Raw genomic sequence first — 25,604 nt, 5'->3', positions numbered from 1 at the left:
TGTTGCGTCACACGACGTGGCAGCGCCTAGGCGCACGGTCAATTCGGCATGTGTCATGGCTGGTCTTCGCTTTCGGGAGGTTGAACAGGTTTGCCGGACGGTGCGACGGGGTTGGCGGGAACGAAGCGGCCGCCTTCGGACCGAAGCAACCCGCGATCGACCGGGTTGCCGAGATAATCCACGTCCCAGAACGAACGCACCATGGTCGCCAGCTGGTAGAAATTTTCCGAGCGGACGTTGATCTTGAAGCGGATCGGCAGCTTCGCAAGTCGGCGGGTGACGAAGTTGCTGCTCGCGCCCTCGCCCTGTCCGATGCCATCGAACTGGAAGCTGGTGATGATCTCGCCCGCAAGGTTGCCGTTCAGCCCCACGCTCATCTGCCGGTAATCAAGCGATCTCAGCGCGGAAAATGCATAATTGCCCATTGTGCCCAGATCCTCGTAGGTGAGTTCGCCGACATAGGCGACATTGCCCCCGCCGGTGCGGCTGAGCAGCACCCCCCCTTCGATCCGGCCATTGCCATCCTTGTCGAAGACAATCGGCACCGTCCCATCAAAGGTTCCGGTGGCCGAAAGATTGGTCAGCTCCATCTCGGCAACGAACGTGGCGGCGTCGAGGCCGATGATTTCGAACACATAGCGGCGTTCTTCGGGCTGGCTGAAGTCCATTTCCAGCGGGCGCATGATCAGATTGCCGCCCATGAAGGGAAACCGCGCATCCTTGAGGCTGAGCAGCACGCCGTCTTTCAGATCGAATCGCACCTTGCCCGCCAGCACCTCCACCCCCGGATTGATCGCGGCGATGGTGAGTTCCTGATCGGGCGCGGTGGTGAGATTGAGCAGATCGGTGAAGCGCACATCTCCCTTCAACCCGCGCACCGGACCGAACGGGGCGGCAAAGGCAAGGCCATCGCTGCCGAAAGTGCCGCTGCTGGTGATGGTGTCGCCAACCCAGTCGATCCGGCCTGTGCCCGAGACAGTGCCCTCGGCAAAAACGATGATGTCTTGGGCAAGGTAGGACAGGTCTTCGGGCTGCAGGGCGGGATCGAATGCGAGGCCCGGCACTGTCAGGCTGGCGCCACCGGCGGCGCTGGCCAGATCGTGGTCGATGGCGATTCTGGCAACCTCCCGGCCGGATGCCGGATGACGCAGGCTTGCCGTTGCCGTGAGGGCATTATCCGCCAGTGACAGCACCGCCCCTCGCGCCAGCAGCGGCGCGAATCGCTCCGGTCCCTCAGCCGGGCGGTCAGTGAGCATGAAGGCCCCCTCCTCCACGCGCAGGACGCCATCGGCGAAGGACCATTGCCCGGTGATCGCACCCAGATCGAGCGGGACGAGATCGAGCGCGGCCGATCCGCCGGTAAAGCTGCCGCCGATGTCGCCAGCAAGGCTGCCGGTGAGGCTGGCCGCACTCAGCCGCGCTTCGCTGCCGGGAGCGCCCAAGCGGGCCGAAAGTCCTTCGACCTCGAACGGTGCGGGGTAGCGTAACGCAAGACTGCGGGCGGACAGCCAGGCCGGACTTTCGCCCAGCGTTCCGGCCAGTTCCACCGGCCCGCTGCGCGCCGCCAACCGCAGCGTATCATCATACGCCAGCAGCGGCGCGTCGCCTTCCGGACACAGGGTCATCCCCTGCCCTTCCAGCGCCATTCCCGACAGCGCCAGCGATCCGAACCGCAGGGCCGTGCAGCGCGTGCCGAGCGCAAGCCCGCGCGCCGCCGACCAGCGCCCTTCGATCGGCAAGTCGAGACCGCTGATCGCGCCGCCCGGCAGATCGCCGCTGGCTCTCACGGTCCCGTCGAACCGCAGCGAACCGCCGCGTTCCTGCCGCAAGGTCAGGCGCGGAACCTCCACCCGGTTCGCGCCCGCGCTATATTCGGCCATCGTCATCCGCAGCGCCCAACCGCCACCCCCCTGCTCCATCCGGCCATTGATATTGGGCAGGCCCGCGCCGCCGATCAGGACATTGCCGCGCAGACCCGCCAACGCTCCGTCCGCAAGCGCCACATTGACCTGCGAAAGCGCGGCGACCCGCTCCCCCGCGCGGCTGGTGAGAGCGGCTTCCGGGATGACCAGTGCCGCTTCGCCCGGCTTGTGCCGCACCAGAGCCTCGGCGCTGAAGCTGGCCCCGCCCAGTGCCTCCGCCAGCCCGCCGCGCACCTTTGCGATCAGCGGCGCAAGCAGGGTGCCTTCGAGCCCGCGTTCAGCCGACGCAAGCGACCGCCCAAGCGCCGCATCCGCCGCCAGCCCTTCGCCCTGAAGGCGCCCCTGCCAGGTCCCGCGCGCCGCATCGCTGCCGCTCTTCCACGTCCCTTCGGCAGCGAAACGGGCAATTCGTCCCTGCGGCGTCGCGACATCGGTAATCCCCAGATCATGCGCGAGCACCAGTCCTGTGCCCGACCATGCGAGCTTTCCGGTGCCGGTCAGTGTCGCACCCGAATAGTCGGCATACGCAAGGCCGGTGCCTTCAAGTGCGAAGTCGCCTTCAGCGCGGCCGAAATCGCGTGCGAGCGTGAGTTCGGTGCCGACATCGGCCTGCGTCAGCCGCGCTCCGCCGCAATCCAGCCCGGACATTCGCAGCGGCCCAGCAAGGCGCGGTGCACCGGCGGAGGTCGTGATCGTGCCATAAAGTGTCGCAGCATCGGCGCGGCAGGTTGGCGTACCGATTCCCCGCGTTGTGGCGGCGAGTTTTCCGGCGAACCCGTCATCCAGCCGCCCTTCCCCGTCCAGCTTCACGCCGACGTCGCCGTAATCGCTCTCCAGCAACGCGCGGGCATCGGTGATCGTCATGTCGATGCCGGGCAGGGCGGGCGGCGCTGTGCTGTCGGTAAAGACCAGCGGATCGAGCGCACCGAAGCTGAGTTCGCCGCCGCGATAGCTGCCGAAGAGCCGTGCGCCGTCGAGCCTGACGCGGCGCACTTCGGGTCCGGCCCAGCCCACACCAAGCTCCACCACCATCCGCCGCGCGGTGAAATCGGGGCGCGCGGGATCGCCGATCACGAGGTTCTCGATTACCTGTGCACGGGGGCCGATGGCGATAATGTCGTATGTGGCGGGAACGCCGCTTTGAACGAGGTAATCATCGATGAAATCGCCAGCGATACGCTCGCGATCGAACCACGCGACGCTGCCTGCCGCGAGCGCCACTGCTGCGCCGCCCAATCCGAAGCGGGCACGCCAACCACGTGGCCACAGGCGGCGCGAGGCCGCGGGCGGAGGAGTATCAGCTTGCGTCTCGGGCACCGCCATCGTTTCGCACCCTTGCGCGCATCGTCCCCCAAAGGCAATGAGAGAGCAGGGTCAATTCCTGCCGGGGGTCGCATTGCCGGAAGCTGAAGACGGTTTCGATTTTGGCGAGGCGCATGCAAGCGCTTCCGGGCCAGCGCCGGAGGCGGGCAAGGCCGCCGGTGCAGGCCACCGCGCGCGCCTGCGCGAACGGCTGCTGAACGGCGGGGCAGAGGCGCTGGCCGATTACGAAGTGCTGGAATACCTGCTGTTCGCCGCGATCAAGCAGGGCGACACCAAGCCCATCGCCAAGGCCCTGATCGCACAGTTCGGCAGCCTCGCAGGCGTTCTCAATGCCGATCCCAAGGCGCTCCAACGGGTCAAAGGCGTGGGCGAAACCAGCGCCGCCGCGCTCAAATCGGTCGCCACCGCCGCCCGCCGCATGACGCGCGGCGAAATCATCAAGAAGCCGGTGCTCGGTTCCTGGCAGGCGCTGATCGACTACCTCACCACGGACATGGCGCATCTGACGGTGGAGCGGGTGCGAATCCTGTATCTCGATACGCGGAACCGGCTGATCGAGGATCATCATCTCGGCGACGGCTCGATTGATGAAGCGGCGATCCACCCGCGCGAGGTGATCCGCCGGGCGATGGATGTGGGCGCTTCGGCGATGATCCTGGTCCACAACCACCCCAGCGGCAATCCCGAACCCAGCCGCGCCGACATCCAGATCACCCAGCGCATCGCCGAGGCGGGGCGGCTGCTCGGCGTGACCGTGCACGATCACGTCATCATCGGCCGCGAAGGGCACACCAGCCTGCGCGCCAAGGGGCTTATCTGACAGGCCGATTTGACAGGGTTGCCATCCGCGCCCGGCCCGCCTAGCCGCTCCCCCAAGTCAGACCCCTCATCCGGAGCCGCCGATGGTCCCCCGTTATGCCCGCCCTGCCATGACCGCCCTGTGGGAGCCGGAGGCGAAATATCGCATCTGGTTCGAGATCGAGGCGCATGCGACCGAGAAGCTGGGCGAGCTCGGCGTGGTGCCGCCGTCTGCGGCCAAGGCACTGTGGGACTGGTGGGCGACCAATCCGAAGATCGATGTCGAGGCTATCGACGCGATCGAGGCGGTGACCAAGCACGACGTGATCGCCTTCCTCACCTGGGTGGCGGAGCAGGTCGGCGACGAAGCGCGCTTCATGCATCAGGGCATGACCAGTTCCGACGTGCTCGACACCACGCTGTCGGTGCAGTTGGCGCGCGCGACCGATATCCTGCTGGAAGACACCGACGCGCTGCTCGCGGCGATCAAGACCCGCGCGATGGAACACAAATACACCCCCACCATCGGCCGCAGCCACGGCATCCATGCCGAACCGGTGACGTTTGGGCTGAAGCTGGCGCAGGCCTATGCCGAGTTCGCCCGCTGCCGGGATCGGCTCGTCGCGGCTCGGGCAGAAATCGCGACCTGCGCGATCAGCGGTGCGGTCGGCACCTTTGCCAATGTCGATCCGGCGGTCGAGGCGCACGTGGCCGAAAAGCTGGGCCTTGCCATCGAACCGGTCAGCACACAGGTGATCCCGCGCGATCGCCACGCGATGTATTTCGCCACGCTGGCGGTCGTCGCGGGTAGTATCGAACGGCTCGCGGTCGAGATCCGCCACCTGCAACGCACCGAAGTGCTGGAGGCGGAGGAATACTTCTCGCCCGGGCAAAAGGGTTCTTCAGCGATGCCGCACAAGCGCAACCCGATCCTGACCGAAAATCTGACCGGTCAGGCCCGCATGATCCGCGCCTATGCCCTGCCCGCACTGGAGAATGTGGCGCTGTGGCATGAACGCGATATCTCGCACTCGTCGGTGGAGCGCTTCATCGGCCCGGATGCCACCATCACGCTCGACTTTGCTCTCGCCCGTCTGACCGGCGTGGTCGAGAAGCTGCTGATCTATCCTGAGCGGATGCAGAAGAACCTCGATAGCATGGGCGGCCTCGTCCACTCGCAGCGGGTCCTGCTGGCGCTGACGCAGGCAGGCGTAAGCCGCGAGGATGCCTACCGTCTGGTGCAGCGCAATGCGATGAAGGTTTGGGAATCAAGCGGCAGCCTGTCGCTGCTCGATCTGCTCAAGTCCGATCCCGATGTGACCGCCGCACTGTCCCCGGCAGAGCTGGAGGAGAAGTTCGACCTTGCGTACCACTTTGCCCATGTCGACACGATCTTCGCGCGGGTGTTCGCTTGAAGGCGGCGATGCTGGACACGGTTGGCAAATCGCCTAGGCTCGCCGCAGCACAAGGCCAACGGGAGAGGCTCCGCCTGTGAAGATCCTTCGCACCATCATCTGGGTTCTCGCGCTGCTCGGGTTCCTGATCTTCTCGATCTACAACTGGAAGCCGGTCGAGGTGACGCTGTGGCAGAACCTCGTGATGGAAACCAAGCTACCGGTGCTGGCGCTACTGGCGTTCGCGCTGGGGTTCGTCCCGCTGCTGACCTATCACCTGAGCGTGAAATGGGGGCTCAACCGCCGCGTGCGAGCGCTGGAGAACTCGCTCAAGACCGCCGCGCTCGCCCGCCAGAACGACGCCCAGACGCCAGCCGCAGTCGTGGACAGGCCTGTGGATAATTCCGGGATGAAAGCGGGACAACCGGCCGATCCGCTGTCCCCGACAGATAGTGGCAGCGATGGAGTTACCAAGTGAGCAACCCGGTCTACCTCGCGCTCGACATCCCGCAGCTCGAGCCAGCCAAAGCGCTGCTAGCCAAGGTCAAATCGCATATCGGCGGGGTGAAGCTGGGGCTGGAATTTTTCTGCGCCCACGGCAGTCATGGTGTGCATGAAATCGCGCATTTGGGCCTGCCGATCTTCCTCGATCTGAAGTTCCACGACATCCCCAACACCGTCGCCGCCGCGATGCAGGCGATCCATGTCTACGAACCCGCGATCGTCACCGTTCACGCCAGCGGCGGGCGGGCAATGATGGAGGATGCCAAGGCTGCCGCTGCGGATGGTTGCAAGGTGGTCGCCGTGACGACGCTCACCAGCCTCGACGCCAATGATCTGACCGCCACCGGGGTTTACGGCAGCGCCGAAACGCAGGTGATGCGGCTCGCCGAACTCGCCCACGCGGCGGGGTTGGACGGGGTGGTGTGTTCCGGACAGGAAGTCGGCTTTGTAAAAAAGGCGTGGAAGGACGGCTACTTCGTCGTCCCCGGCCTGCGCCCGACTGGCGGCGGCACCGGCGATCAGAAGCGGGTCGTCACCCCGCGTCAGGCGCGTGACAATGGCGCAAGCGTGCTCGTGATCGGCCGCCCGATCAGCCGCGCCGAAGACCCGGAGGCAGCGGCCCGCGCGATCGAGGCGACGCTTTGATCGTCATCGAAGCGGCGTCCCGCGATGATGCTGCTGGCCTGAAATCCCTGCTCGAATCCGCCTATCGCGGCGACTCGGCGCGGCGCGGATGGAACCACGAGGCCGATATTCTCGACGATGAACGTGTCGCGCCCGGTGAGGTCGAGGCGCTGCTGCCCAATCCGGCTGTGACGATGCTGGTGGCGCGTGATGGAGCAGACCTCATCGGCTGCGTTGCCGTGACTGCGAAAGACGCCGCGCTCGCCTATCTCGGCATGCTGAGTGTTGCGCCTGATCTGCAATCGGGCGGCATCGGACGGCGGTTGCTCGATGCGGCGGAGGAACACGCCCGCGCTCTCGGTATCGCGGCGATGGAGATGACCGTGATCGACAGTCGCGATGCGCTGATCGCGTGGTACGAAAGGCGCGGTTACCGGCGCACCGGCGAGACGCGGCCCTTCCCTGTCCTGCGCGATCCGCCGATTACCTTCGCCGTGCTGGAAAAGCCGCTCGGCCCGGCGTAGGGACGCGCCATGCCTTCCACCCTCGTCAAGATTTGCGGGCTTTCCACACCCGAAACACTCGCCGCTGCTGTTCAAGCGCGGGCGGATTATGTGGGCCTTGTGCATTTCGCCAAAAGCCCGCGTCATCTGTCGCTGGCGGAGGCTGCGCGGCTGCGCGAATTGGCGCCGCCGCAGGTCAAGATGGTGCTGCTGATGGTGAACCCCTCGCCTGCGCTTCTGGCTGAAGCCGTGCGCGAGGTGCGCCCCGATGTGGTGCAGTTTCACGGCAGCGAAACCCCCGAAACCCTCGCCCGCTTCCGCGCCGATACCGGCGTTGCGGCGTGGCGTGCGCTGGGTGTGCGCGATGCGGATTCGCTGGTTGATGCAGCCCGGTTCCACGGCGCGGCGGACATGCTGTTGTTCGATGCGCCTGCCAGCGGGTTGCCGGGCGGCAATGGCACGCGCTTCGATTGGGACGTGCTGAAGGCTTACAAGGCGCCGACCCCGTGGGGTCTTGCAGGCGGCCTCACCCCCGCCAATGTTGCCGAAGCGATCCGCCTGACCGGTGCGCCGCTGGTCGACACCTCCTCCGGCGTCGAAAGCGCACCCGGCCTCAAGGACGTGGACAAAATCGCTGCCTTCTGCAAAGCGGCAAGGCCTGCATAGAAATACCCGTTCGCCCCGAGCTTGTCGAAGGGCTGCACTTTTTCTACGCCTCGCTCTCGAAGAAAGGACAGGGCTTCGACAAGCTCAGCCCGAACGGAAATTCATGAACACACCCCTCAACTCCTTCCGCAACCAGCCTGACGATCGCGGCCATTTCGGCCAGTTCGGCGGGCGCTATGTCGCCGAAACGCTGATGCCGCTCGTGCTGGATCTCGAGCGCGAATATCGCGCCGCGCAGGCTGACCCCGCGTTTGCTGCCGAGTTCGACGACCTGCTCGAACATTATGTCGGCCGCCCCTCGCCGCTCTATTTCGCCCCGCGCCTGACCGAGGAGCTGGGCGGCGCGCAGGTGTGGTTCAAGCGGGACGAGCTCAATCACACCGGCGCGCACAAGATCAACAATTGCATCGGGCAGATTCTGCTGGCGATGCGCATGGGCAAGACCCGTATCATCGCCGAAACCGGCGCGGGCCAGCATGGGGTTGCCACCGCCACGGTCTGCGCGCGATTCGGCCTGCCTTGCGTGATCTACATGGGCGCCGAGGACGTTGCACGGCAATCGCCCAATGTGTTCCGGATGAAGCTGCTCGGCGCGGAGGTGATCCCCGTCACCAGCGGCGGCGCGACGCTGAAGGATGCGATGAACGAAGGGCTGCGCGATTGGGTCGCGAATGTCCACGACACCTTCTACATCATCGGCACGGCCGCAGGCCCGCACCCCTACCCTGAGATGGTGCGCAACTTCCAGAGCGTGATCGGCAAGGAAGCGCGCGCGCAGATGCTGAGCCGCACGGGCCGCCTGCCCGATCTGCTGGTCGCCTGCATCGGCGGCGGCTCGAACGCGCTGGGGCTGTTCCACCCGTTCCTTGATGACGCCGACGTGAAGATGCTCGGCGTCGAAGCGGCGGGCCACGGCCTCGACGGCGATGAACACGCCGCCAGCCTGCTCGGCGGATCGCCCGGCGTGCTCCACGGCAACCGCACCTACCTGCTACAGGACGAAGACGGCCAGATCACCGAGGGCCACTCGATCAGCGCAGGCCTCGACTACCCCGGCATCGGGCCGGAACACGCGTGGCTGAAGGAATCGGGCCGCGTCGATTACACCGCCGTGACCGATGACGAGGCGCTGGAAGGCTTCCAGCTTCTGTGCCGCACCGAGGGGATCATTCCTGCGCTGGAGCCTGCCCACGCGATTGCCGCTGTGGCGAAGGTCGCGCCGACCATGCCCAAGGACAGCATCGTGCTGATGAATCTGTGCGGACGCGGGGATAAGGATATTTTCACCGTGGCGGAGAAGCTCGGGGTGGAGCTTTGAAGCGATTGTTCGTCAAGGCGCTGATCCATGCGGTTCTTTGGACCGCGTGGATATTCGGCGCCTTTGCCTTTCTGAATTGGATTGGGCTTGCTGATTACACGCTCTCTTCCTTGCCTTTCTGGATCGGAATGGCAGCAGTCATGACCTTGGCCACAATGTTCACCATTCCCCTAGATGAGCGCTGGGCAAAGCGACGCGACCGCACCAAGCGTATGAAAGATCGTAACTTCCAATGACCCGCCTCTCAACCACCTTCGCCGCCTCCCGCCCCGCGCTCGTCTGCTTCATCACCGCAGGCGACGGCTACACGGCGGCCAATCTCGATGCGCTGGTCGAAGGCGGCGCGGATGTGATCGAGCTGGGGATGCCCTTCACCGATCCGATGGCCGATGGCCCCGCGATTCAGAGCGCCAATCTGCGCAGCCTCGGCGCTGGCACGACCACGGCGGACGTGCTGCGCTACGCCACCGATTTCCGTGCCCGGCACCCCAATGTGCCACTGGTTCTGATGGGCTATGCCAACCCGATGGTGCGGCGCGGGCCGGAGTGGTTCGCGAACGCCGCCGCAGCAGCGGGCGTTGACGGCGTCATCTGCGTCGACATCCCGCCCGAGGAGGACGACGCGCTCGGCCCGGCATTGCGCGCCAAGGGCATCGCCCCGATCCGCCTCGCCACCCCGACGACCGATGCCGCACGCCTGCCGCAGGTGCTGAGCGGCTCGGCAGGGTTTATCTACTACGTCTCGGTCGCCGGGATCACCGGCAAGCAGCAGGCCGTGCAGGCCAGCATCGAGGAAGCCGTGGCGCGGCTCAAGCAATCGACCGATCTGCCCATCGCTGTTGGCTTCGGCGTGCGCACGCCCGAACAGGCCGCCGCCATCGCCAAGGTGGCTGACGGCGTGGTGGTCGGCTCGGCCTTGGTGGAAATCTGCGGCGAACATGGCGTTGACGCTCCGGCCAAGCTAAGGGAGTTGACCTCGGCCCTCGCCAGCGCGGTCCACACCGCCCGACAGGAGCAAGCAGCATGAACTGGTTCACCCGCGTCCGCAATTCGCTCGGCTTTACTGCCGACAAGAAGTCCACCGAGCGTGATCTGTGGATCAAGTGCCCGTCGTGCCAGGAAATGCTGTTCGTCGCCGAGTACGAGGACAACCTCAGCGTCTGCCCGAAATGCGAGCATCACGGGCGGATCGGCGCGGATGCGCGGCTGGGGCTGCTGCTTGATCCCGGCTTCGAAGTGTTGCCACTGCCCAAGGTCACCGAAGACCCGCTCGGCTTCAAGGATACCAAAAAGTACACCGACCGGCTCAAGGCCGCGCGTGCCGCCAATCCGCATGAAGACGCGTTCGTGGTCGGCTCCGGCATGATCGAGGCCCGCCCGGCGGTCATCGGCGTGCAGGATTTCAGCTTCATGGGCGGATCGATGGGCATGGCCGTAGGACAGGCGTTTTGCGAGGGCGCGCAGAAGGCAATCGACCGCGGTTGTGCCTACATCGTCGTCACCGCAGCGGGCGGCGCGCGGATGCAGGAGGGGATTTTGTCCCTGATGCAGATGCCGCGCGCAACGGTGATGACCCGGCGGCTGAAGCAGGCCGGACTTCCTTATATCGTGGTGCTGACCGACCCGACCACCGGCGGCGTGACCGCAAGTTACGCGATGCTGGGCGACATCCACATTGCCGAACCCGGCGCCTTGATCGGCTTTGCGGGCCAGCGCGTGATCCAGGACACGATCCGCGAACAGCTGCCCGAGGGATTCCAGCGCGCCGAATATCTGCACAAGCACGGCATGGTCGACATGGTCGTGCCGCGCTGGGAGTTGAAGGCGACGCTGGCGCAGGTGTTGGATTACCTGCAGCCGGTGAAGGCGGCTTAGCCCGCGCTTTGCCGTGAAGCCGCTCGATTTCGGCCGTTCCGACAATCCGGCGGTACAGGCGCAGCTTGACCGGTTGAGTGCGCTCAGTGTGCCGCAGGGGCGGCTCGGGCTGGAGACGATCCGCGCATTGCTGGACCGCCTCGGCAATCCGCACCGCAAATTGCCGCCGGTGTTCCATGTTGCGGGGACCAACGGCAAGGGGTCTACCTGCGCCTTCCTGCGCGCGATGCTGGAGGCGCAAGGCTACCGTGTCCACGTGACCACCAGCCCCCATCTGGTGCGCTATAACGAGCGCATCCGGCTGGCAGGAGAACTGATCTCCGATGCAAAATTGGCGGCGGTGCTTGCAGAAGTGCTCGATGCAGGCGAAGACCTCGGCCCCAGCTTCTTCGAAGTCACGATCGCCGCCGCCTTCCTCGCCTTCAGCCGCACGCCAGCCGATGCGTGCGTGGTCGAGGTCGGCATGGGCGGGCGCTTCGATGCGACCAATGTGCTGGAGCCTGAGGTGCTGGCGGCCTGCGGGATTGCCGCGCTCGGCTTGGACCACGAACGGTTTCTGCTGGCACCCGAGGAAGGCGTGCCCAAGGAACCGATGGCGCGCATTGCGTTCGAGAAAGCGGGTATTGCCAAAAGAGGCGTGCCGCTGCTCAGCCTTTCCTATCGCCCCGAATCGAACCGCGAGGTGATCGCTGCTGCCCGCCGTGTCGGCGCGCCATTGGGGATGAAAGGCGATACGTGGGACTGCCGAGGGGGCACAATACTGACCTATCGCGACAGTGCCGCCACCTTCACCCTGCCCCGTCCTGCGCTGGCTGGAGCACATCAGGCGGACAACGCGGGCCTCGCGCTGGCAATGCTCCAGCATCAGGACCGGATTGTCATCGAGCCGATGGCGATGTCGCGCGGAATGAAGGCCGCTCGCTGGCCTGCGCGGATGCAGCGCCTTGCACCGGGCCCGCTGACCGGCACCCGCGAGGTTTGGCTTGATGGAGGACATAATCCGCAAGCAGGCGCGATGCTGGGCGAGCACTTCCGGGGCCAGCGCCTGCATCTGGTGATCGGCATGATCGAAGGCAAAGACCCGGCGGCGCTGACCTTGCCGCTTGCGGCTGCAACCGCCAGCATCACCGCTGTGCCGGTGCCGGGGCATGACTGGCATCCGGCAGCGGCCTTCGGCCCCGATGCAAAGCCTGCTGCTGACCTGATATCCGCGATGGCAGGCATCCCAAATGACAGACTGCCCATCCTGATTGCAGGCTCGCTCTACCTCGCGGGCGAGGTGCTGCGGTTGAACGACGAAACGCCGGACTGACGCCCCGCCTGCGCTGTCCGCAGCCGTGTATGAGACACATGAGACACTGTCCAGGAACAGAAATCCCCGCCTGCCCGTACCCATGATCGCAGCTGAGACAGTGAGGTGATTGCCAGCGGTCATACAGGCGATCGTGTCCACAAACAGCCAAGTAGGAAAGCGAACTTGCGGCGGTTCAGGCCCCGTTCCCCGCGTCCCCGCCCCCGTCCTCCGTCTTCACCGTCCCCGCCGTGCCGATCGAGGCATCGATCAACCCCGCGCGCATCATCAGCCAGAACAGCACGATTCCCGGCAGCGCCGCCGCTGTGGTGAACAGGTAGAAGTTCACATAACCGAACGCCTCCACCATCGCGCCCGCCGTCGTCCCGGTCAGCACCCGCCCGACAATGCTCGCCGCCGCCGAGATCAGCGCATATTGCGAGGCGGTGAAGCGCAGGTCGGTGAGCGCGGCGAAATAGGCGACCACCGTCACCCCGCCGATACCGCTGGCAAAGTTCTCGAAGGTGAAGGTGGCGGCAAGGCCCAAATTCGTCTTGTCAGCCGCCGCCAGCAACGCGAAGCTGAGGTTGGATACGCCCATCAGCACAAGGCTCAGCAACACCGATCGCTTCATCCCGAGCCGCGAATAGAGCACCCCGCCGACGAATATTCCGATCAGGAACGCCCAGAACCCGACGCCGACATCATAGATGGCGATCTCGTCGTTGCTGTAGCCCTTGTCTTCGAGCAGCAGCCGCGCCGTCAGGTTCGCCAGCGTGTCGCCGATCTTGTGCAGCAGGATGAACAACAGCACCAGCATCGCGCCCTTGCGCATGAAGAACTCGGTGAACGGGCCATAAATTGCGCGAAAACCGGCGGCGATGCCCTTGGTCCGTGCCGCGATCTGCCGCCGGGCTGGCTCGCCCATTACCAGCGCGGTGATCATTGCGGGCAGCGCGAACCCGGCACAGGCGATATAGGCGATCTCCCACCCCACGCGCGCCGCGAGCACCAGCGCCAGCGCGCCCGCCGAAACCGAGCCGATCCGCCAGCCGTATTGGGTCATCCCCGACCCCACACCCAGCTGTTCGGGCTTGAGCGTCTCGATCCGGTAGGCGTCGATCACGATGTCGAAAGTTGCGCCCGCAATCCCGACAAGGATCGCCGAAGTCGCCACCCAGCCGATATTGGCCGACGGATCGACCAGCGCAAGGTTCGCCACCGCCGCCATCACCAGCACGCCTGTGAGCAGCATCCATGAGACCCGCTGGCCCAGCCGCCCGATTACCGGCAAGCGCACCCCGTCGACGATCCACGCCCACAGGAATTTGAAGTTGTAGGCGAGGAACACCAGCGTAAAGGCGGTGACGGTTTTCTTGTCGATGCCGTCCTGCGCCAGGCGCGTTGTCAGCGTCGCTCCGATCAACGCATAGGGAAAGCCCGAGGACACGCCGAGAAAGAACGCCGCCAGCGATTCCTTCTCGAGATAGGGCTTGAGCGCGCTCACCCAATCGCGCCGCGGCGCTGCCCCGATCTCTTTCATGCATGATGTCCTTTTGCTTGATCCCGATGTCTGCCACATTAGGGCCGGAGATGAGGATGAGCAAAGAGCGATGAACGCGCCGACAACAGATATGCCCGATTTGCGTCCGACCGAGGGGCAGCTCGCGCTGGCCGAGGCGATCCGCGAGGGCCGCGCCAAGGTCACAGGCGGCATCCAGACCGTGCCTGCCAGCAATTACACCTGCCCCGATCACTTCGCGCGCGAAAAGGCGGCATTGTTCGACCGGTTACCGCAGGTGCTCTGCCCATCGGCGCTGCTGCCCGATCCGGGCATGGCAGTGCCGCATGACGCGACGGGCCGCCCGTTGCTGATCACCCGCGACAATAATGGCACCGCGCACGTTTTCCTCAACGTCTGCCGCCACCGCGGCACGCGGCTGGTCGAGGGTAGTGAAGTACAGTGCGCAAAGCGGCTGGTGTGCCCCTATCACGCGTGGACATACCGGCTCGATGGCGGGTTGCTCGCCCTACCACGGCCCGAGACTTTTCCCGGTCTGGACAAAGCCGATCACGGTCTGGTCGAACTGCCCAGTTTCGAGGCAGGGGGGCTGATCTGGTTCGCACCGCAGAACCCCGCCGATTTCAGCGATGCCCAAAAATTAGGCAGTGATCTTGCCGCGTTCGGGATGCCGGATGCACACCTGTTCCGGCGCAAGCTGCACACGGTCAAAGGGAACTGGAAGCTGATCATGGATGCTTTCCTTGAAAGCTACCATGTCACGCGTCTGCACGCTTCGACTATCGGCCCGTTCTTCAAGGACGGGATAACCGCAGGCGACCAGATCGGCCCGCACCAGCGCTCAGCCGTCGGGCGGCTGGAGGATATGGCGGGCCTCGACCTCACCAATATGCGCGAGCTGCGCCGGGTCGTGACCTTCGCCTACCAGCTGCTACCTGCGACGATTATCGTTCCCAGCCCCGATTACGTGAACGTGATGGTGCTCATGCCGCAGGCACATGATCTGACGCTGGTCGAGGACTTCATGCTCATTCCGGAGGCACCGCAGACCGAAAAGGCGCAGGCCCATTGGGAACGGAGCTGGAGCCTGCTCGACGGCGGGGTGTTCGCCTCGGAGGATTTCCGCGCAGCCGAACTCGGGCAGCAAGGGCTGCAATCCGGCGCGGTCGATCACCTCACGCTCGGCACGTTGGAAGGCGGGATCGCGCGCTTCGACCAGATCGTCAGCGAAGCCTTGCAAGCGGCGAACGAGGCTGCGCCCCATTGCTAAGGCGCGGGCGGGAACCTAAGGGCGCTTGATGCCCACCGCTCCGCCCCGCTCCGACAATCGCCCCGAAGGCGATCGCATCGCCAAGCTGCTCGCCCGTGCAGGCGTCGCCAGCCGCCGCGAGATCGAACGCATGATCACCGAGGGCCGCGTGGCGCTGGATGGCAAAGTGCTGGATACGCCCGCAACGATCCTGCCCAGCCTCGCTGGCGTGACGGTCGATGGTAAGCCTGTGACCGCCGCCGAACCGACGCGGTTGTTCGCGTTCCACAAGCCCACCGGCCTGATCACCGCAGAGCGCGACCCGGCGGGCCGCCCGACGATCTATACCGCGCTGCGCAATGCCCTGCCGAAGGACGCCGGGCGGATGGTGCCGATCGGTCGGCTCGATCTCAATACCGAAGGGCTGCTGCTGCTCACCAATGACGGCGGCCTGAAACGCATGATGGAGCTGCCATCCTCGCTCGTCCCGCGCACCTACCGTGCGCGTGCGTTCGGCGTGGTGACGCAAAGCCAGCTTGAAGACCTGATGGAGGGCGTGGAAGTCGACGGCGTGCGCTACGGCTCGATCAACGCCAATCTGGAACGCAGCAGCGGGCGCAATCTGTGGGTCGAAATGACCATTACCGAAGGCAAAAACCGCGAAGTGCGCCGCGTGCTCGAACATCTCGGCCTGAAGGTCAATCGTCTGATCCGCACCGGTTACGGCCCGTTCAACCTGGGCGATCTGCCGCGCGGACAGGCGGTCGAACTGACCGGTAAGGCCGTGGCACGGTTCCTGTCCGAAATGACCGGCGTGCCGATCCCGCGCGGCGGCGTGAAGAAGGCGGAAAAAGAGGCCATCGCGGTCAAGCCGCCGCGTCCTGCCCGCCCCCCGGCACGCAAAGGTCCGGCTGCGCGCCCTGCCCCGCGCAAAGGCGCCGATGCCCCCTCGTTTTCCCGTAAGCCTGTAAAGGCTGCTGATGCACCCAAGCCCACAATCGCAGCAGCGCCGCGCAAGAGCCCCGAAGGCTCGGGCAAACCGCGCGGCGGCTCCGGCTCGACATCGCGCAAGCGGACGCCGCCCACTCGCAATGCTCCGCGTGGGCCGCGTTCATGAGAATTGTTGCAGGCGAATGGCGCGGGCGAAAGCTGATCGCGCCGAAGGGTGAAGCCACCCGGCCCACCGCCGACCGGATGCGCGAGACAATGTTCTCGATGCTGACCAGTCGCCTCGGCAGTTTTGAACACCTCACGGTCGCCGATCTTTTCGCCGGATCGGGCGCGCTGGGACTAGAAGCATTGTCGCGCGGTGCGGCCACCTGCCTGTTCGTTGAGCAGGATCGCGATGCGCTCGCCGCTATCCGCACCAACATCGCATCGGTCGGTGCCGGGCTGCGGGCGCGGGTCGAGGCCGGATCGGTCACGCAATTGCGCGCAGCCACGACCCCGCTTGATCTGATTTTGGTCGATCCGCCCTACCGCAGCAGCGCGGGCGAGGTTGGACTCGACCGGCTGCTGCGGCTGGGCTGGATCGGTGCACAGACGTGGATTTCGCTCGAGACCGCAGGCACTGAAGATGTGGCCATCAAGGGTCTCGAAATCGAAAGCCAGCGTCGGGTCGGCAAAGGCAAGATTACGCTATTGCGCTTGGCTGCTGCCGATGCCGACCCGAAGGCCCCGGAGGCACAAGTCTAGCTGCGCGAGGGATCGAGCTGCGCCTCGATCTGTGCCCACACGGATTCGCGCTGCTGTTCGGGCATGTTGCTGAGCTTGACCTTGTCTGTATCGGCCAGCGCCCAGAACATGCTCTGGCGCTCGGGCGTGAGCGACCAGAAGTAATCCTGCGTCTCGGCAGGCCATTGCTTGAAAGATGATTGCTTTTCCTCCGGCCAGGCGGCCATCAGGCTTTGCTGTTCGGCATCCGTCATCGCACTGCCCTGTTCCGTCATCGTCTGGGCCATGGGCGGTGTGGCGGGACGCTGCTGCATCGGCTGCTGCGGGTCGGACTGCGTCATCGGCGCAGTATGCGGCGTTGTCGTGCCATGAGTTGTCGAGTGCTCGGTGGTGTCTTGGGCCGATGCCATCGCAGGGGTCATGGATACGGCCGCAGCGATCGCGGCAAGGCCCAGGTTATTGAAGTGCTTGTGCATGGTGGTTCTCCACAAAAGTTTGCCCAAGCATGACGAACGCAAAGTCTCACCCGGCGGTTCAGTCCCCTGCTCGCCGGATGTCCCCCACTTGAGCGGCGGGAGCGCGCAAGGCAATCCATCCCCCGGTCCGGGCATCCCGGTGCCGCCACGCCCGGGCGGAAAGCGACGCAGAAAAACGGCGGACTGAATTCCCTCTGCTCTCTATCCGGGGCAATTCGTCGCTTCGCGGCTTGCCCGTGACTGCATTGTTCCCTACCTGTTCACATCAGAACCATGAGCGACAACCTGCCCTGCCCTGCGCCGCCGCGCGATGACGTTCCAGATTATGCTGCGCGGTTGAACCCGCCGCAGCGTGCTGCTGTGCTCGCCACGGAAGGCCCGGTGCTGATGCTCGCGGGGGCGGGTACGGGCAAGACCGCGGCGCTGACCGCGCGGCTGGCGCATCTTGTGGCCACCCGGCGCGCCTACCCCAGCCAGATCCTGTGCGTCACCTTCACCAACAAAGCCGCCCGCGAAATGCGCGAACGCGTGGCGCATCATCTCGGCCCCGGCGCGGAGGGCATTCCGTGGCTCGGCACCTTCCATTCGATCTGTGCCAAGATGCTGCGCCGCCATGCCGAACTGGTGGGATTGCAGCACAATTACACGATCATCGACACCGACGATCAGATCCGTCTGCTCAAGGCGCTGATCACCGAGGCAGACCTTGACGAGAAGCGCTGGCCCGCACGCCAGCTTGCCGGGTTGATCGATCGCTGGAAAAACCGCGGTCTGAACCCCGCCGATCTCGATGCGGCAGAAAACGAGGCCTACGCCAACGGGCGCGGCGCGGCGCTCTACACACGCTATCAGGAGCGGTTGACGGCGCTGAACGCCTGCGACTTCGGCGACCTGATGCTGCACATGCTCAACATCCTGCGCAATCATCGCGATATCCTCACCGATTACCAGCGCCGCTTCCGCTACATTATGGTGGACGAATATCAGGACACCAACGCGGTGCAGTATCTGTGGCTGCGGCTGCTGGCGCAGGAGCATAAGAACATCTGCGTGGTCGGCGACGACGACCAATCGATCTATTCGTGGCGCGGGGCCGAAGTCGCCAATATTCTGCGCTTCGAAAAGGATTTTCCGGGCACGCAGGTCATCCGGCTGGAACAGAATTACCGTTCCACCCCGCACATCCTCGGTGCGGCGGCGGGCCTGATCCGCGCCAATAGCCAGCGCCATGACAAGACGCTGTGGACCGAAGTAAACGGCGGCGACAAGGTCAAGGTGATCGGCGTGTGGGACGCGCCCGAGGAAGCGCGCCGGGTAGGCGAGGCGATCGAGCGGCTGGAAGGTCAGGGCGCACCGCTGGACAAGGTCGCCATTCTGGTGCGCGCGCAATACCAGACCCGCGAGTTCGAAGATCGCTTCATCCAGATCGGGGTGAATTACCGCATCATCGGCGGATTCCGGTTCTACGAACGCGCCGAAATCCGCGATGCGCTGGCTTATCTGCGCCTGATCGCCCAGCCGCAGGACGATCTGGCATTCGAGCGCATTCACAATGTCCCCAAGCGGGGGCTGGGTGCCAAGGCGCTGGAGAAGATGCACCAGCATGCACGCCGTATGGGTCTGCCGCTGGCGGCGGCGGCGCTGCAACTGGCCGACAGCGACGAACTTCCCGCGCGCGCGGCGAACACCATCGGCGGGCTGATGCGGCAATTTCTGCACTGGCGCGAAACGGCCGAGACTGTGACGCCGTCCGATCTGCTGCGACTGGTGCTGGAAGAATCGGGCTACAACGCGATGCTGGCCGCCGATCGCTCTCCCGAAAGCGCCGGTCGCACGGAAAACCTTTCGGAACTCGCGCGCGCGATGGAGGACTACGAAAGCCTCGGCGACTTCCTCGAACATGTCAGCCTCGTCATGGACAATGACCGCGCCGACGATGGCGAACGGGTGACGATCATGACGATCCACGCCGCCAAGGGTCTAGAATTCGACAACATTTTCTGCGTCGGCTGGGAGGAAGGCGTGTTTCCCAGTCAGCGCGCAATCGACGAAGGTGGGCTGGCCAGCCTCGAGGAGGAACGCCGCCTCGCCTATGTCGCGATCACCCGCGCCCGGCGGCATTGCACCATCCTCCACGCTGCCAACCGGCGCATCTATGGCCAGTGGACCAGCTCCATCCCCTCGCGCTTCATCGAGGATTTGCCGGAAGAGCATATCGAGCAGGAAACCACGCTGACCGGCGGCGCTTCCCTGTGGCGTGCCAACTGGAGCGAGCAGGAAGACCCGTTCGCCCACGTCGCTCGCGACCGGCCCGAACGCGCCCAGACCCGCGGCCCCGGCTGGCAGCGCGCTCTGGCATCCGGATACGACACGCGGCCTGCACGAGTGCGCGAGAACACGCGGTCAGCAGCCAGTTTCGCCGCGCCAGCACGCAGCGACATCGCGATCGGCGCGATGGTGAGCCACGACAAATTCGGCACCGGCTGTGTGATCGATCAGGAAGGCAACAAGCTGACGATCCAGTTCGAGGATGCCGGTGAGAAGCGCGTGCTGGATAGTTTCGTGAAGGTGGTGGAGTAGCGTTCTGATTTCGCAGTCTTTTCGGTGAACCCTAGGCATGTTAGGCTGGCCGCAGCCCTGATGCGTCGGAGCCTCGATCATGAAGTCGCTGTTGGCCGCCCTTGCCCTGTGCCTGCCCGCCGCACTTGCCGCACAAAGTGAAGCTCAATCCGATAAAACCGACTGCACCGCGCCGGAAGGCTGGGCCGATGTCCTCGCGCGTGATCCCGATTTCGTGGTGTTCGGCGAAACGCATGGCACCCGCGGCCCCAGCGCTGATCGCCCGGATCGTCTGCGCCGAGGCAATCCTGAGCCACCGCGTGCTTTTGGCGGTAGAGCATCCGTCCGTTGCCAACGCTGATTGGCAGGATGCGTGGGCGCTGCCGCATGACGCCTTCCGCGCCGCGCTCCCCGACCGCGGCTGGCGCGGGCGTTTCGATGGCGTGGGGCGCGAAGCGATGCTGGCGCTGGTGCTTGGCGCCCATGCGCTGAAGGATGGGGGTGCGGAGGTCGATATTGTCGCCTTCAACGGCACGTGCGACGATGCGCAGAAGGTCCGCTTCGCCGATTTGCCCAGCCAAGGCCCTCACCAGGCCGCGCAAGCCGAGAATATCGCCGAGGGGGCGCGCCGTAAGAACTATGACAGGGTCATCGTACTGGTAGGCGGTTTGCACGCGGCAACCGCACCGGTCAGTATCGGCGGGCCACTGTTCGAACCGATGGCGATGCGGCTACGCAGCTATGGTTCCGTCGTCAGTCTAGAACTACAGCACGGCGGCGGCGGAGAAGCTTGGACTTGCCAACGAGAATGCAAGGCTAACCGAGCGGATGTTCGTATGACAAGCGACCGCCCACCCTATATCGGTCTAGGCGAGACACCTAGCAAGCTGCGCGCGTCCTATGACGGCATCTATTGGGTGGGCCCGATCACGGCCTCGCCTCCGGCGTTCCCACCGGAGAACTAAACCTCAGCCGAAGCCGATGTCGAGGAATGACGGGCGCGGGCCGTTCCATTCGCCGGCGGGGACGGGTTCCTCGTCCTCTTGATAGCGGCGGCGCGGCTTGCTGCTATCACTGGCGGTGACGCGATCGGTGCGCGGGGCTGACTTTTCGCGGCGGGGACGCTCTTCCCTCGGAGCGCGTTCCTCACGGGGAGCGGGTTCTTCACGGGGAGCACGTTCTTCACGGGGAGCACGTTCTTCGCGCGGTGCAGGCTCTTCGCGCAGCGCGCGTTCCTCGCGCGGTTCGTCCTTGGCGCGGCGGGGCTTTCTGGCCGGGCGCTCCTCGCGCGGTTCGGGTTTATCTGCAGGTTCTTCGGAGACTTCAGCCTTGGCAATCGCTGCCGACAGATCGACCCGGACATCATCCTTGCCGAAAGTCTTGATCGCGCTGCCGGTCAGCTTTTCGACATTGCTGATCGCTTCGGCGTCTTCATCCGAGACGAAGGTGAACGCGCGGCCCTTGGCCCCGGCGCGGCCGGTGCGGCCGATGCGGTGGACGTAATCGTCCGGGTGCCACGGCGTGTCATAGTTGAAGACGTGGGACACGCCCTTGATGTCCAGCCCGCGCGCCGCGACGTCGGAGGCGACGAGAATATTCACCTCGCCCGCCTTGAACCGGTCAAGCTCCTTGATCCGGCTCGACTGGTCCATGTCGCCGTGAATTTCGGACGAGCGAAAGCCGAAGCGGGTCAGGCTCTGATTGAGTTCGCGCACCGTGGTCTTGCGGTTGGCGAAGATGATCGCGGTTTCCACCAGATCATTCTCGAGGAACCAGCGCAGCGTATCCTTCTTCGCCCGCGACTTCACCGGCACCTTGAAGGCGGTGATGTCGGCATTGGTCGACGCCGCGCGGCTGACTTCAATCCGCTTGGGATTGGTCAGGAATTTCTTCGACAGCTTCTCGATCGGCGGCGGCATGGTCGCCGAGAAAAGCATCGTCTGGCGGGTTTCGGGCAGTTTGGAGCAAATGAATTCGATATCGGGGATGAACCCCATGTCGAGCATCCGGTCAGCCTCGTCGATCACCAGCAGCTCGCAGCCGTTGAGCATGATCTTGCCGCGTTCAAACAGGTCCATCAGGCGTCCGGGCGTCGCGATCAGCACGTCGACGCCGTCGGATAGCGCCTTCAATTGGTCACCCATCTGCACGCCGCCGATCAGCAGCGCCATCTTCAGATCGTGATTCTTGCCGTATTTCTCGAAGTTTTCGGCCACCTGCGCCGCGAGTTCACGCGTTGGCTCCAAGATCAGCGAACGCGGCATCAGCGCGCGCCTGCGGCCCGAAGCCATCACGTCGATCATCGGCAGCACGAAGCTGGCGGTCTTGCCGGTGCCGGTTTGCGCAATACCTATCAGGTCGCGCATCATCAGCACGGTGGGGATCGCCTGCGCCTGAATCGCGGTTGGCGTTGTATAGCCCGCGTCCTCGACGGCTTTGAGCAATTCGGGCGAAAGGCCGAGATCGGCGAAGGTCATGCGGTGTGTGGTGTCCGGGTAAGCGGGCAGGGTTGCTGCCGTGATTGCTGGCCTGCGCGCGCAAGAAGCGCCGCAAGGCTCTGGCGGCTTTCACTCAAACTGGCGAGAAAGTCAAGGAAACGCGCGCATCGCGCACCGAAGCATTACTCGCTAACCTGGACCAGCTGGCGCATCGCCTCGACCTCGCAGCGAACTCCGGTACGCGATTGCAGCTTGTCGCGGTCGACGCACAGCCGCCCGTCCTTGTTTTTCTCGACGTAGAAACCGGAATAAAAGTCCCGCGCGCGGCACGATTTGTCGAGGTTGACGGAGATCATCCGTTGATCGCGCAGAAACAGCACCAGGCGGTTGCCGCTGCCGGTCTGCACGCCTGCTATCCCGTCAAGCGGGACGCATTTTTCCTTGCGCGCTTCTTCGAACCGGGGGGCGATCGCGCGTTGGGGAAGCTCTGCCAACATGTTCTGGCGCGCGGCGGGCGGGCGCGGCGCGATCCGCACCACCACACGCTGTTCGATCCGCACCTGCCGCGCGGTCTGGGATGCGCGCAGGGTCGAAAGCGGATTGATCTTCGGCTCGTCCTGCAACGCTGCAGCGTCGCATTGCGGCGCGGACCACCGTTCGTGGCCAGCCGCTGACCCGCTTTCCGCCGGCAAAGCCGCGCCCACCGCAATCGGCAGCAGCAGCGTTGCAGACGCTGTCAGGGCAAACAGGCTGGACATGGCTACGGAAAGTCTCTCCTCGCGGGACGGCATCGTGCGGCGACTGGTGCAACCGACCCGCCCTGCCCTAACGGCGGCGATTGAACCGTGCCTTAACTGGACCGCGACAGGGTGCAAAACCGCTGGCACAATTGCCGTGGACTGTGGCAAGGGAGCAACAATGTCTATCGCCTCGAATGCCCCCGCCTTTCTCGATGAAGCCGCGACCCTGCTCGGCCCGCGCGGTCTCACCACCGATCCCGAACGGATGGAGGGGTGGCTGACCGATTGGCGCGGACGCTACACGGGGCGCGCCATGGCGATGGCATCTCCTGCCACCACGCAGGAAGTCGCCGCGCTGGTCGCGCTATGCGCCCGCTTCCGCGTGCCGATCGTCCCGCAGGGCGGCAATAGCGGCATGGCGGGCGGCGCAACGCCGGATGAAACCGGCACCGCGTTGCTGCTGAGCCTGCGGCGGATGGACCGGGTTCGCAGGTTTGATACCGACGCCGGGCAGATCGTGTGCGAGGCAGGAGTCATCCTGCAGCACCTGCATGACACGGCGGAGGAGGCCGGGATGCGGTTCCCGCTGACGTTAGGGGGCAAAGGTTCGGCCACCATCGGCGGGCTGGTTTCGACCAATGCAGGCGGCACGCAGGTGCTGCGCCACGGTACGATGCGCGCGCAGGTGCTGGGGCTGGAAGCGGTGCTCGCCAATGGCGAGGTTTTCGATACCCTCACCCCGCTCAGGAAGGATAACCGCGGGTTTGATCTCAAACAGTTGCTGATCGGTTCCGAAGGCACCTTGGGGATCGTCACCGCAGCGACGCTCAGGCTGCTGCCTGCGCCAACCGGGCGGGTAACGGCATGGGCGGGCCTTTCATCGATCACTGCCGCGCGCAGCCTGCTACGCCGTGTGGAGCGCGATCTGGGCGAGGCGCTCGAAGGTTTTGAAGTGGTGCCTTCCCATTGCCTCGACAGCGTACTGGCTCACCAACCCTCAGCGCGCGCGCCATTGAACGAAGCGCATGCGTGGAATGCGCTGATCGAATGCGTGTCCGCCAGCAGCGACAGCGCTGCCTTGCGCGAACGGCTCGAAGCCAGCCTTGCCGCTGCGCTGGAAGAAGGAATGTTCGCAGACGCGGTGATCGCCGCGAATGATCGTCAGGCCGAAGACTTTTGGCACTTGCGGGACTCGATCTCGGCTGCCGAGCGCGCATTGGGCCCGGCGATGCAGCACGATATCTCGGTACCGGTCGAAAAGATGCCTGAATTCATTCTTGCTGCCAGCCCGCTGATCGAGGCGGAGTTTCCCGGCACCCGCGCCGCCGCCTTCGGCCATCTGGGCGATGGCAACGTGCATTTCCACGTCCTTGCGCCCGCCGGATCGGTTCGGGGGGAATGGGAGGAAACGCAAGGCAAGGCGGTCAGCGCGCGGGTTCATGATCTGGTGAGCGAATGGGGCGGTTCGATCAGCGCCGAACACGGGATCGGGCAGATGAAAGTGGCGGAACTTGCCCGGCTGCATGATCCGGTGGCGCTGGCGGTTATGAACAGCGTCAAGCAGGCGCTCGATCCGATGGGACTGCTGAACCCCGGCAAGCTGTTGATGTCTGTCCCTGCGGCTTGCACCTGAAGCCGCAAAAGCCTACAGGCGCCGCGTCCGGCGGGGGGAGCCTGCCGCAGGGATCACCCGCAACTGATTTTTCTCGGAGACGAATTCATGGCCAGCGCGCCGCAACCGCAACTTCCGCTGTTCTACAAAGATCTGCTTCCGCTCAACAGCCGCGACCATGCCGATTGGAAGGTCGGTACGGCAGAAGGTGCGGCGTTCCTCGCCCAAACCCATGCGGTTCCGCTGACCAGCGACGAGTTCATCGATGCGCAGCGCAACTATCCGATCGTGTTCACCGCCGGTGACAATCCGCTTCCGATCGCGCTGTTCGGCCTGAACGAAGGCGTGAACACCTTCATGGACGAAAATAACAAGCTGACCAGCCAGGTCTATGTCCCGGCCTATGTGCGGCGTTATCCGTTCATGCTGGCCCGCCTGCGCCCCGAAGCGGACGATCTGTCGCTGTGCTTCGACCCGACGGTCGATTTCATCAGCAAGCGCGATGATGGTCTGGCCTTCTTCGACGAAAAGGCCGAGCCGACCGAATACACGCAAGGCGTGCTCGAATTCTGCCGCCGGTTCGAAGAAGCCGGTCAGCGCACCAAGGCGTTCATGGACGAACTGGGCAAGCTCGGCATCCTGATGGACGGCGAGATTGCGATCACCCGCAACGACCAGCCCGACACGCCGTTCATCTATCGCGGCTTCCGCATGGTGGACGAAGCCAAGCTGCGCGAACTGCCGATCGAAAAGCTGGACGCCCTGAACAAGAACGGGATGCTGATCCTGATCCACGCTCACCTGTTCTCGCTCAACCTGATGCGTTCGCTGTTCGAACGGCAGATGGCACAAGGCAAGGTGCCGGTGGCGCAGTCTGCTCCGCAGGGCGTGCCCAACTGATCGCACGGCTCGTCGCACGTCGACCAGCTTGCATCGCATGACACAAAGGAAGACGGGCGGCTCCGGTTGAAACGGGGCCGCCCGATTTCTATTTCAGGGATGTCGGCGGCGTTCTCCCTCATGCGTCCGCCGATGAGGCGCTAAAAGCGCAATCCCCTGAACCTTGACCACCCCGTGCACTCCCCCCTCATGCATCGGGGTGGTTCGTTGTTTCGC

Annotated in this window: 23 protein-coding genes; 18 read left to right on the top strand and 5 right to left on the bottom strand. The window is 64.9% G+C overall.

The features are described from left to right. Positions 1–53: 53 nt before the first annotated feature. The gene (locus tag Q0L48_RS00690) at positions 54–3,245 is read right to left on the bottom strand and encodes a YdbH domain-containing protein (RefSeq protein ID WP_296716144.1); all 3,192 of its coding nucleotides are present in this window, start codon (positions 3,243–3,245) and stop codon (positions 54–56) included. Between the two features lie 37 nt (positions 3,246–3,282). Here Q0L48_RS00690 and radC point away from each other — a divergent pair, with 37 nt between their 5' ends. The 11 genes from radC (at position 3,283) to Q0L48_RS00635 (ending at position 12,239) form a co-directional block, all read left to right on the top strand. Next, positions 3,283–4,065 carry a DNA repair protein RadC gene (gene radC / locus Q0L48_RS00685; protein ID WP_296716143.1) on the top strand — a complete coding sequence of 261 codons (783 nt, stop codon included), beginning with the start codon at positions 3,283–3,285 and terminating at the stop codon, positions 4,063–4,065. A gap of 82 nt (positions 4,066–4,147) precedes the next feature. Next, positions 4,148–5,458, top strand: a complete 1,311-nt coding sequence (purB, locus tag Q0L48_RS00680) for an adenylosuccinate lyase (protein WP_296716141.1) — start codon at positions 4,148–4,150, stop codon at positions 5,456–5,458. Positions 5,459–5,534: 76 nt separating this feature from the next. Continuing rightward, positions 5,535–5,915, top strand: coding sequence for a DUF1049 domain-containing protein (locus tag Q0L48_RS00675; RefSeq protein WP_296716139.1), 381 nt, complete (start codon positions 5,535–5,537; stop codon positions 5,913–5,915). After that, a complete protein-coding gene (gene pyrF, locus Q0L48_RS00670) occupies positions 5,912–6,586 on the top strand; it encodes an orotidine-5'-phosphate decarboxylase (protein WP_296716138.1) in 675 nt (224 codons plus the stop codon). Before Q0L48_RS00675 ends, pyrF begins: the two co-directional genes overlap by 4 nt. Further along, complete coding sequence (locus tag Q0L48_RS00665) at positions 6,583–7,089, top strand: GNAT family N-acetyltransferase (protein ID WP_296716136.1); 507 nt, start codon at positions 6,583–6,585, stop codon at positions 7,087–7,089. The genes pyrF and Q0L48_RS00665 overlap by 4 nt, the downstream gene beginning before the upstream one ends. A gap of 9 nt (positions 7,090–7,098) precedes the next feature. Continuing rightward, on the top strand, positions 7,099–7,734 hold the full coding sequence (locus Q0L48_RS00660; RefSeq protein WP_296716134.1) for a phosphoribosylanthranilate isomerase: 636 nt from the start codon (positions 7,099–7,101) through the stop codon (positions 7,732–7,734). A gap of 103 nt (positions 7,735–7,837) precedes the next feature. After that, positions 7,838–9,052: a tryptophan synthase subunit beta gene (gene trpB, locus Q0L48_RS00655; RefSeq protein WP_296716132.1), complete on the top strand. Its 1,215-nt coding sequence runs from the start codon at positions 7,838–7,840 to the stop codon at positions 9,050–9,052. Then, positions 9,049–9,288, top strand: a complete 240-nt coding sequence (locus tag Q0L48_RS00650; protein ID WP_296716130.1) for a hypothetical protein — start codon at positions 9,049–9,051, stop codon at positions 9,286–9,288. The genes trpB and Q0L48_RS00650 overlap by 4 nt, the downstream gene beginning before the upstream one ends. Continuing rightward, complete coding sequence (trpA, locus tag Q0L48_RS00645) at positions 9,285–10,079, top strand: tryptophan synthase subunit alpha (RefSeq protein ID WP_296716129.1); 795 nt, start codon at positions 9,285–9,287, stop codon at positions 10,077–10,079. The genes Q0L48_RS00650 and trpA overlap by 4 nt, the downstream gene beginning before the upstream one ends. Then, positions 10,076–10,927: an acetyl-CoA carboxylase, carboxyltransferase subunit beta gene (gene accD, locus Q0L48_RS00640; protein WP_296716127.1), complete on the top strand. Its 852-nt coding sequence runs from the start codon at positions 10,076–10,078 to the stop codon at positions 10,925–10,927. The genes trpA and accD overlap by 4 nt, the downstream gene beginning before the upstream one ends. Before the next feature lie 13 nt (positions 10,928–10,940). Further along, a complete protein-coding gene (locus Q0L48_RS00635) occupies positions 10,941–12,239 on the top strand; it encodes a folylpolyglutamate synthase/dihydrofolate synthase family protein (protein ID WP_296716125.1) in 1,299 nt (432 codons plus the stop codon). 175 nt (positions 12,240–12,414) lie between these two features. Here Q0L48_RS00635 and Q0L48_RS00630 read toward each other — a convergent pair whose 3' ends face one another. Next, on the bottom strand, positions 12,415–13,761 hold the full coding sequence (locus tag Q0L48_RS00630; RefSeq protein ID WP_296716124.1) for an MFS transporter: 1,347 nt from the start codon (positions 13,759–13,761) through the stop codon (positions 12,415–12,417). Between the two features lie 70 nt (positions 13,762–13,831). Here Q0L48_RS00630 and Q0L48_RS00625 point away from each other — a divergent pair, with 70 nt between their 5' ends. Genes Q0L48_RS00625 through rsmD form a run of 3 tightly spaced genes read left to right on the top strand, consistent with a single transcriptional unit; the run spans position 13,832 to position 16,684 of the window. Further along, positions 13,832–15,010 carry an aromatic ring-hydroxylating dioxygenase subunit alpha gene (locus Q0L48_RS00625; protein WP_296716122.1) on the top strand — a complete coding sequence of 393 codons (1,179 nt, stop codon included), beginning with the start codon at positions 13,832–13,834 and terminating at the stop codon, positions 15,008–15,010. Between the two features lie 28 nt (positions 15,011–15,038). After that, positions 15,039–16,106, top strand: coding sequence for a pseudouridine synthase (locus Q0L48_RS00620; protein WP_296716120.1), 1,068 nt, complete (start codon positions 15,039–15,041; stop codon positions 16,104–16,106). Beyond that, on the top strand, positions 16,103–16,684 hold the full coding sequence (gene rsmD, locus Q0L48_RS00615) for a 16S rRNA (guanine(966)-N(2))-methyltransferase RsmD (RefSeq protein ID WP_296716119.1): 582 nt from the start codon (positions 16,103–16,105) through the stop codon (positions 16,682–16,684). Before Q0L48_RS00620 ends, rsmD begins: the two co-directional genes overlap by 4 nt. Here rsmD and Q0L48_RS00610 read toward each other — a convergent pair. Beyond that, positions 16,681–17,139 carry a hypothetical protein gene (locus tag Q0L48_RS00610; protein ID WP_296716118.1) on the bottom strand — a complete coding sequence of 153 codons (459 nt, stop codon included), beginning with the start codon at positions 17,137–17,139 and terminating at the stop codon, positions 16,681–16,683. The two genes, rsmD and Q0L48_RS00610, sit on opposite strands and share 4 nt — an antisense overlap. 273 nt (positions 17,140–17,412) lie before the next feature. Between Q0L48_RS00610 and Q0L48_RS00605 the strand changes: the two genes are divergently transcribed. Both Q0L48_RS00605 and Q0L48_RS00600 read left to right on the top strand, forming a co-directional pair. Then, on the top strand, positions 17,413–19,719 hold the full coding sequence (locus Q0L48_RS00605; RefSeq protein ID WP_296716116.1) for an ATP-dependent helicase: 2,307 nt from the start codon (positions 17,413–17,415) through the stop codon (positions 19,717–19,719). A 188-nt stretch (positions 19,720–19,907) separates the two neighbouring features. Then, complete coding sequence (locus Q0L48_RS00600) at positions 19,908–20,663, top strand: hypothetical protein (RefSeq protein ID WP_296716114.1); 756 nt, start codon at positions 19,908–19,910, stop codon at positions 20,661–20,663. Between the two features lie 3 nt (positions 20,664–20,666). On the opposite strand, the gene Q0L48_RS00595 is transcribed toward Q0L48_RS00600, so the two are convergent. Then, entirely contained in the window at positions 20,667–22,175 is a 1,509-nt protein-coding gene (locus Q0L48_RS00595; RefSeq protein ID WP_296716112.1) for a DEAD/DEAH box helicase, read from the bottom strand. A 143-nt stretch (positions 22,176–22,318) separates the two neighbouring features. Then, the gene (locus Q0L48_RS00590) at positions 22,319–22,894 is read right to left on the bottom strand and encodes a hypothetical protein (protein ID WP_296716110.1); all 576 of its coding nucleotides are present in this window, start codon (positions 22,892–22,894) and stop codon (positions 22,319–22,321) included. Positions 22,895–23,054: 160 nt separating this feature from the next. On the opposite strand from Q0L48_RS00590, the gene Q0L48_RS00585 reads away from it, so the two are divergent. After that, a complete protein-coding gene (locus Q0L48_RS00585; RefSeq protein WP_296716108.1) occupies positions 23,055–24,509 on the top strand; it encodes an FAD-binding oxidoreductase in 1,455 nt (484 codons plus the stop codon). 87 nt (positions 24,510–24,596) lie between these two features. Next, positions 24,597–25,388: a SapC family protein gene (locus tag Q0L48_RS00580; protein ID WP_296716106.1), complete on the top strand. Its 792-nt coding sequence runs from the start codon at positions 24,597–24,599 to the stop codon at positions 25,386–25,388. The last annotated feature ends 216 nt before the right edge of the window (positions 25,389–25,604 follow it).

The sequence above is a fragment of the Erythrobacter sp. genome, from assembly GCF_024305245.1.
Lineage (GTDB): Bacteria > Pseudomonadota > Alphaproteobacteria > Sphingomonadales > Sphingomonadaceae > Erythrobacter.
This window is presented reverse-complemented; position numbering and strand designations above follow the sequence as displayed.

Coding starts and splice junctions, on each gene's coding strand:
- accD (WP_296716127.1), top strand. CDS start 10,076: ATGAACTGGTTCACCCGCGTCCGCAATTCGCTCGGCTTTACTGCCGAC.
- Q0L48_RS00590 (WP_296716110.1), bottom strand. CDS start 22,894: ATGTCCAGCCTGTTTGCCCTGACAGCGTCTGCAACGCTGCTGCTGCCG.
- rsmD (WP_296716119.1), top strand. CDS start 16,103: ATGAGAATTGTTGCAGGCGAATGGCGCGGGCGAAAGCTGATCGCGCCG.
- radC (WP_296716143.1), top strand. CDS start 3,283: ATGAGAGAGCAGGGTCAATTCCTGCCGGGGGTCGCATTGCCGGAAGCT.
- Q0L48_RS00690 (WP_296716144.1), bottom strand. CDS start 3,245: ATGGCGGTGCCCGAGACGCAAGCTGATACTCCTCCGCCCGCGGCCTCG.
- Q0L48_RS00585 (WP_296716108.1), top strand. CDS start 23,055: ATGTCTATCGCCTCGAATGCCCCCGCCTTTCTCGATGAAGCCGCGACC.
- trpB (WP_296716132.1), top strand. CDS start 7,838: ATGAACACACCCCTCAACTCCTTCCGCAACCAGCCTGACGATCGCGGC.
- purB (WP_296716141.1), top strand. CDS start 4,148: ATGGTCCCCCGTTATGCCCGCCCTGCCATGACCGCCCTGTGGGAGCCG.
- Q0L48_RS00610 (WP_296716118.1), bottom strand. CDS start 17,139: ATGCACAAGCACTTCAATAACCTGGGCCTTGCCGCGATCGCTGCGGCC.
- Q0L48_RS00625 (WP_296716122.1), top strand. CDS start 13,832: ATGAACGCGCCGACAACAGATATGCCCGATTTGCGTCCGACCGAGGGG.
- Q0L48_RS00600 (WP_296716114.1), top strand. CDS start 19,908: ATGTCCTCGCGCGTGATCCCGATTTCGTGGTGTTCGGCGAAACGCATG.
- Q0L48_RS00660 (WP_296716134.1), top strand. CDS start 7,099: ATGCCTTCCACCCTCGTCAAGATTTGCGGGCTTTCCACACCCGAAACA.
- Q0L48_RS00630 (WP_296716124.1), bottom strand. CDS start 13,761: ATGAAAGAGATCGGGGCAGCGCCGCGGCGCGATTGGGTGAGCGCGCTC.
- Q0L48_RS00605 (WP_296716116.1), top strand. CDS start 17,413: ATGAGCGACAACCTGCCCTGCCCTGCGCCGCCGCGCGATGACGTTCCA.
- trpA (WP_296716129.1), top strand. CDS start 9,285: ATGACCCGCCTCTCAACCACCTTCGCCGCCTCCCGCCCCGCGCTCGTC.
- Q0L48_RS00580 (WP_296716106.1), top strand. CDS start 24,597: ATGGCCAGCGCGCCGCAACCGCAACTTCCGCTGTTCTACAAAGATCTG.
- Q0L48_RS00620 (WP_296716120.1), top strand. CDS start 15,039: ATGCCCACCGCTCCGCCCCGCTCCGACAATCGCCCCGAAGGCGATCGC.
- Q0L48_RS00595 (WP_296716112.1), bottom strand. CDS start 22,175: ATGACCTTCGCCGATCTCGGCCTTTCGCCCGAATTGCTCAAAGCCGTC.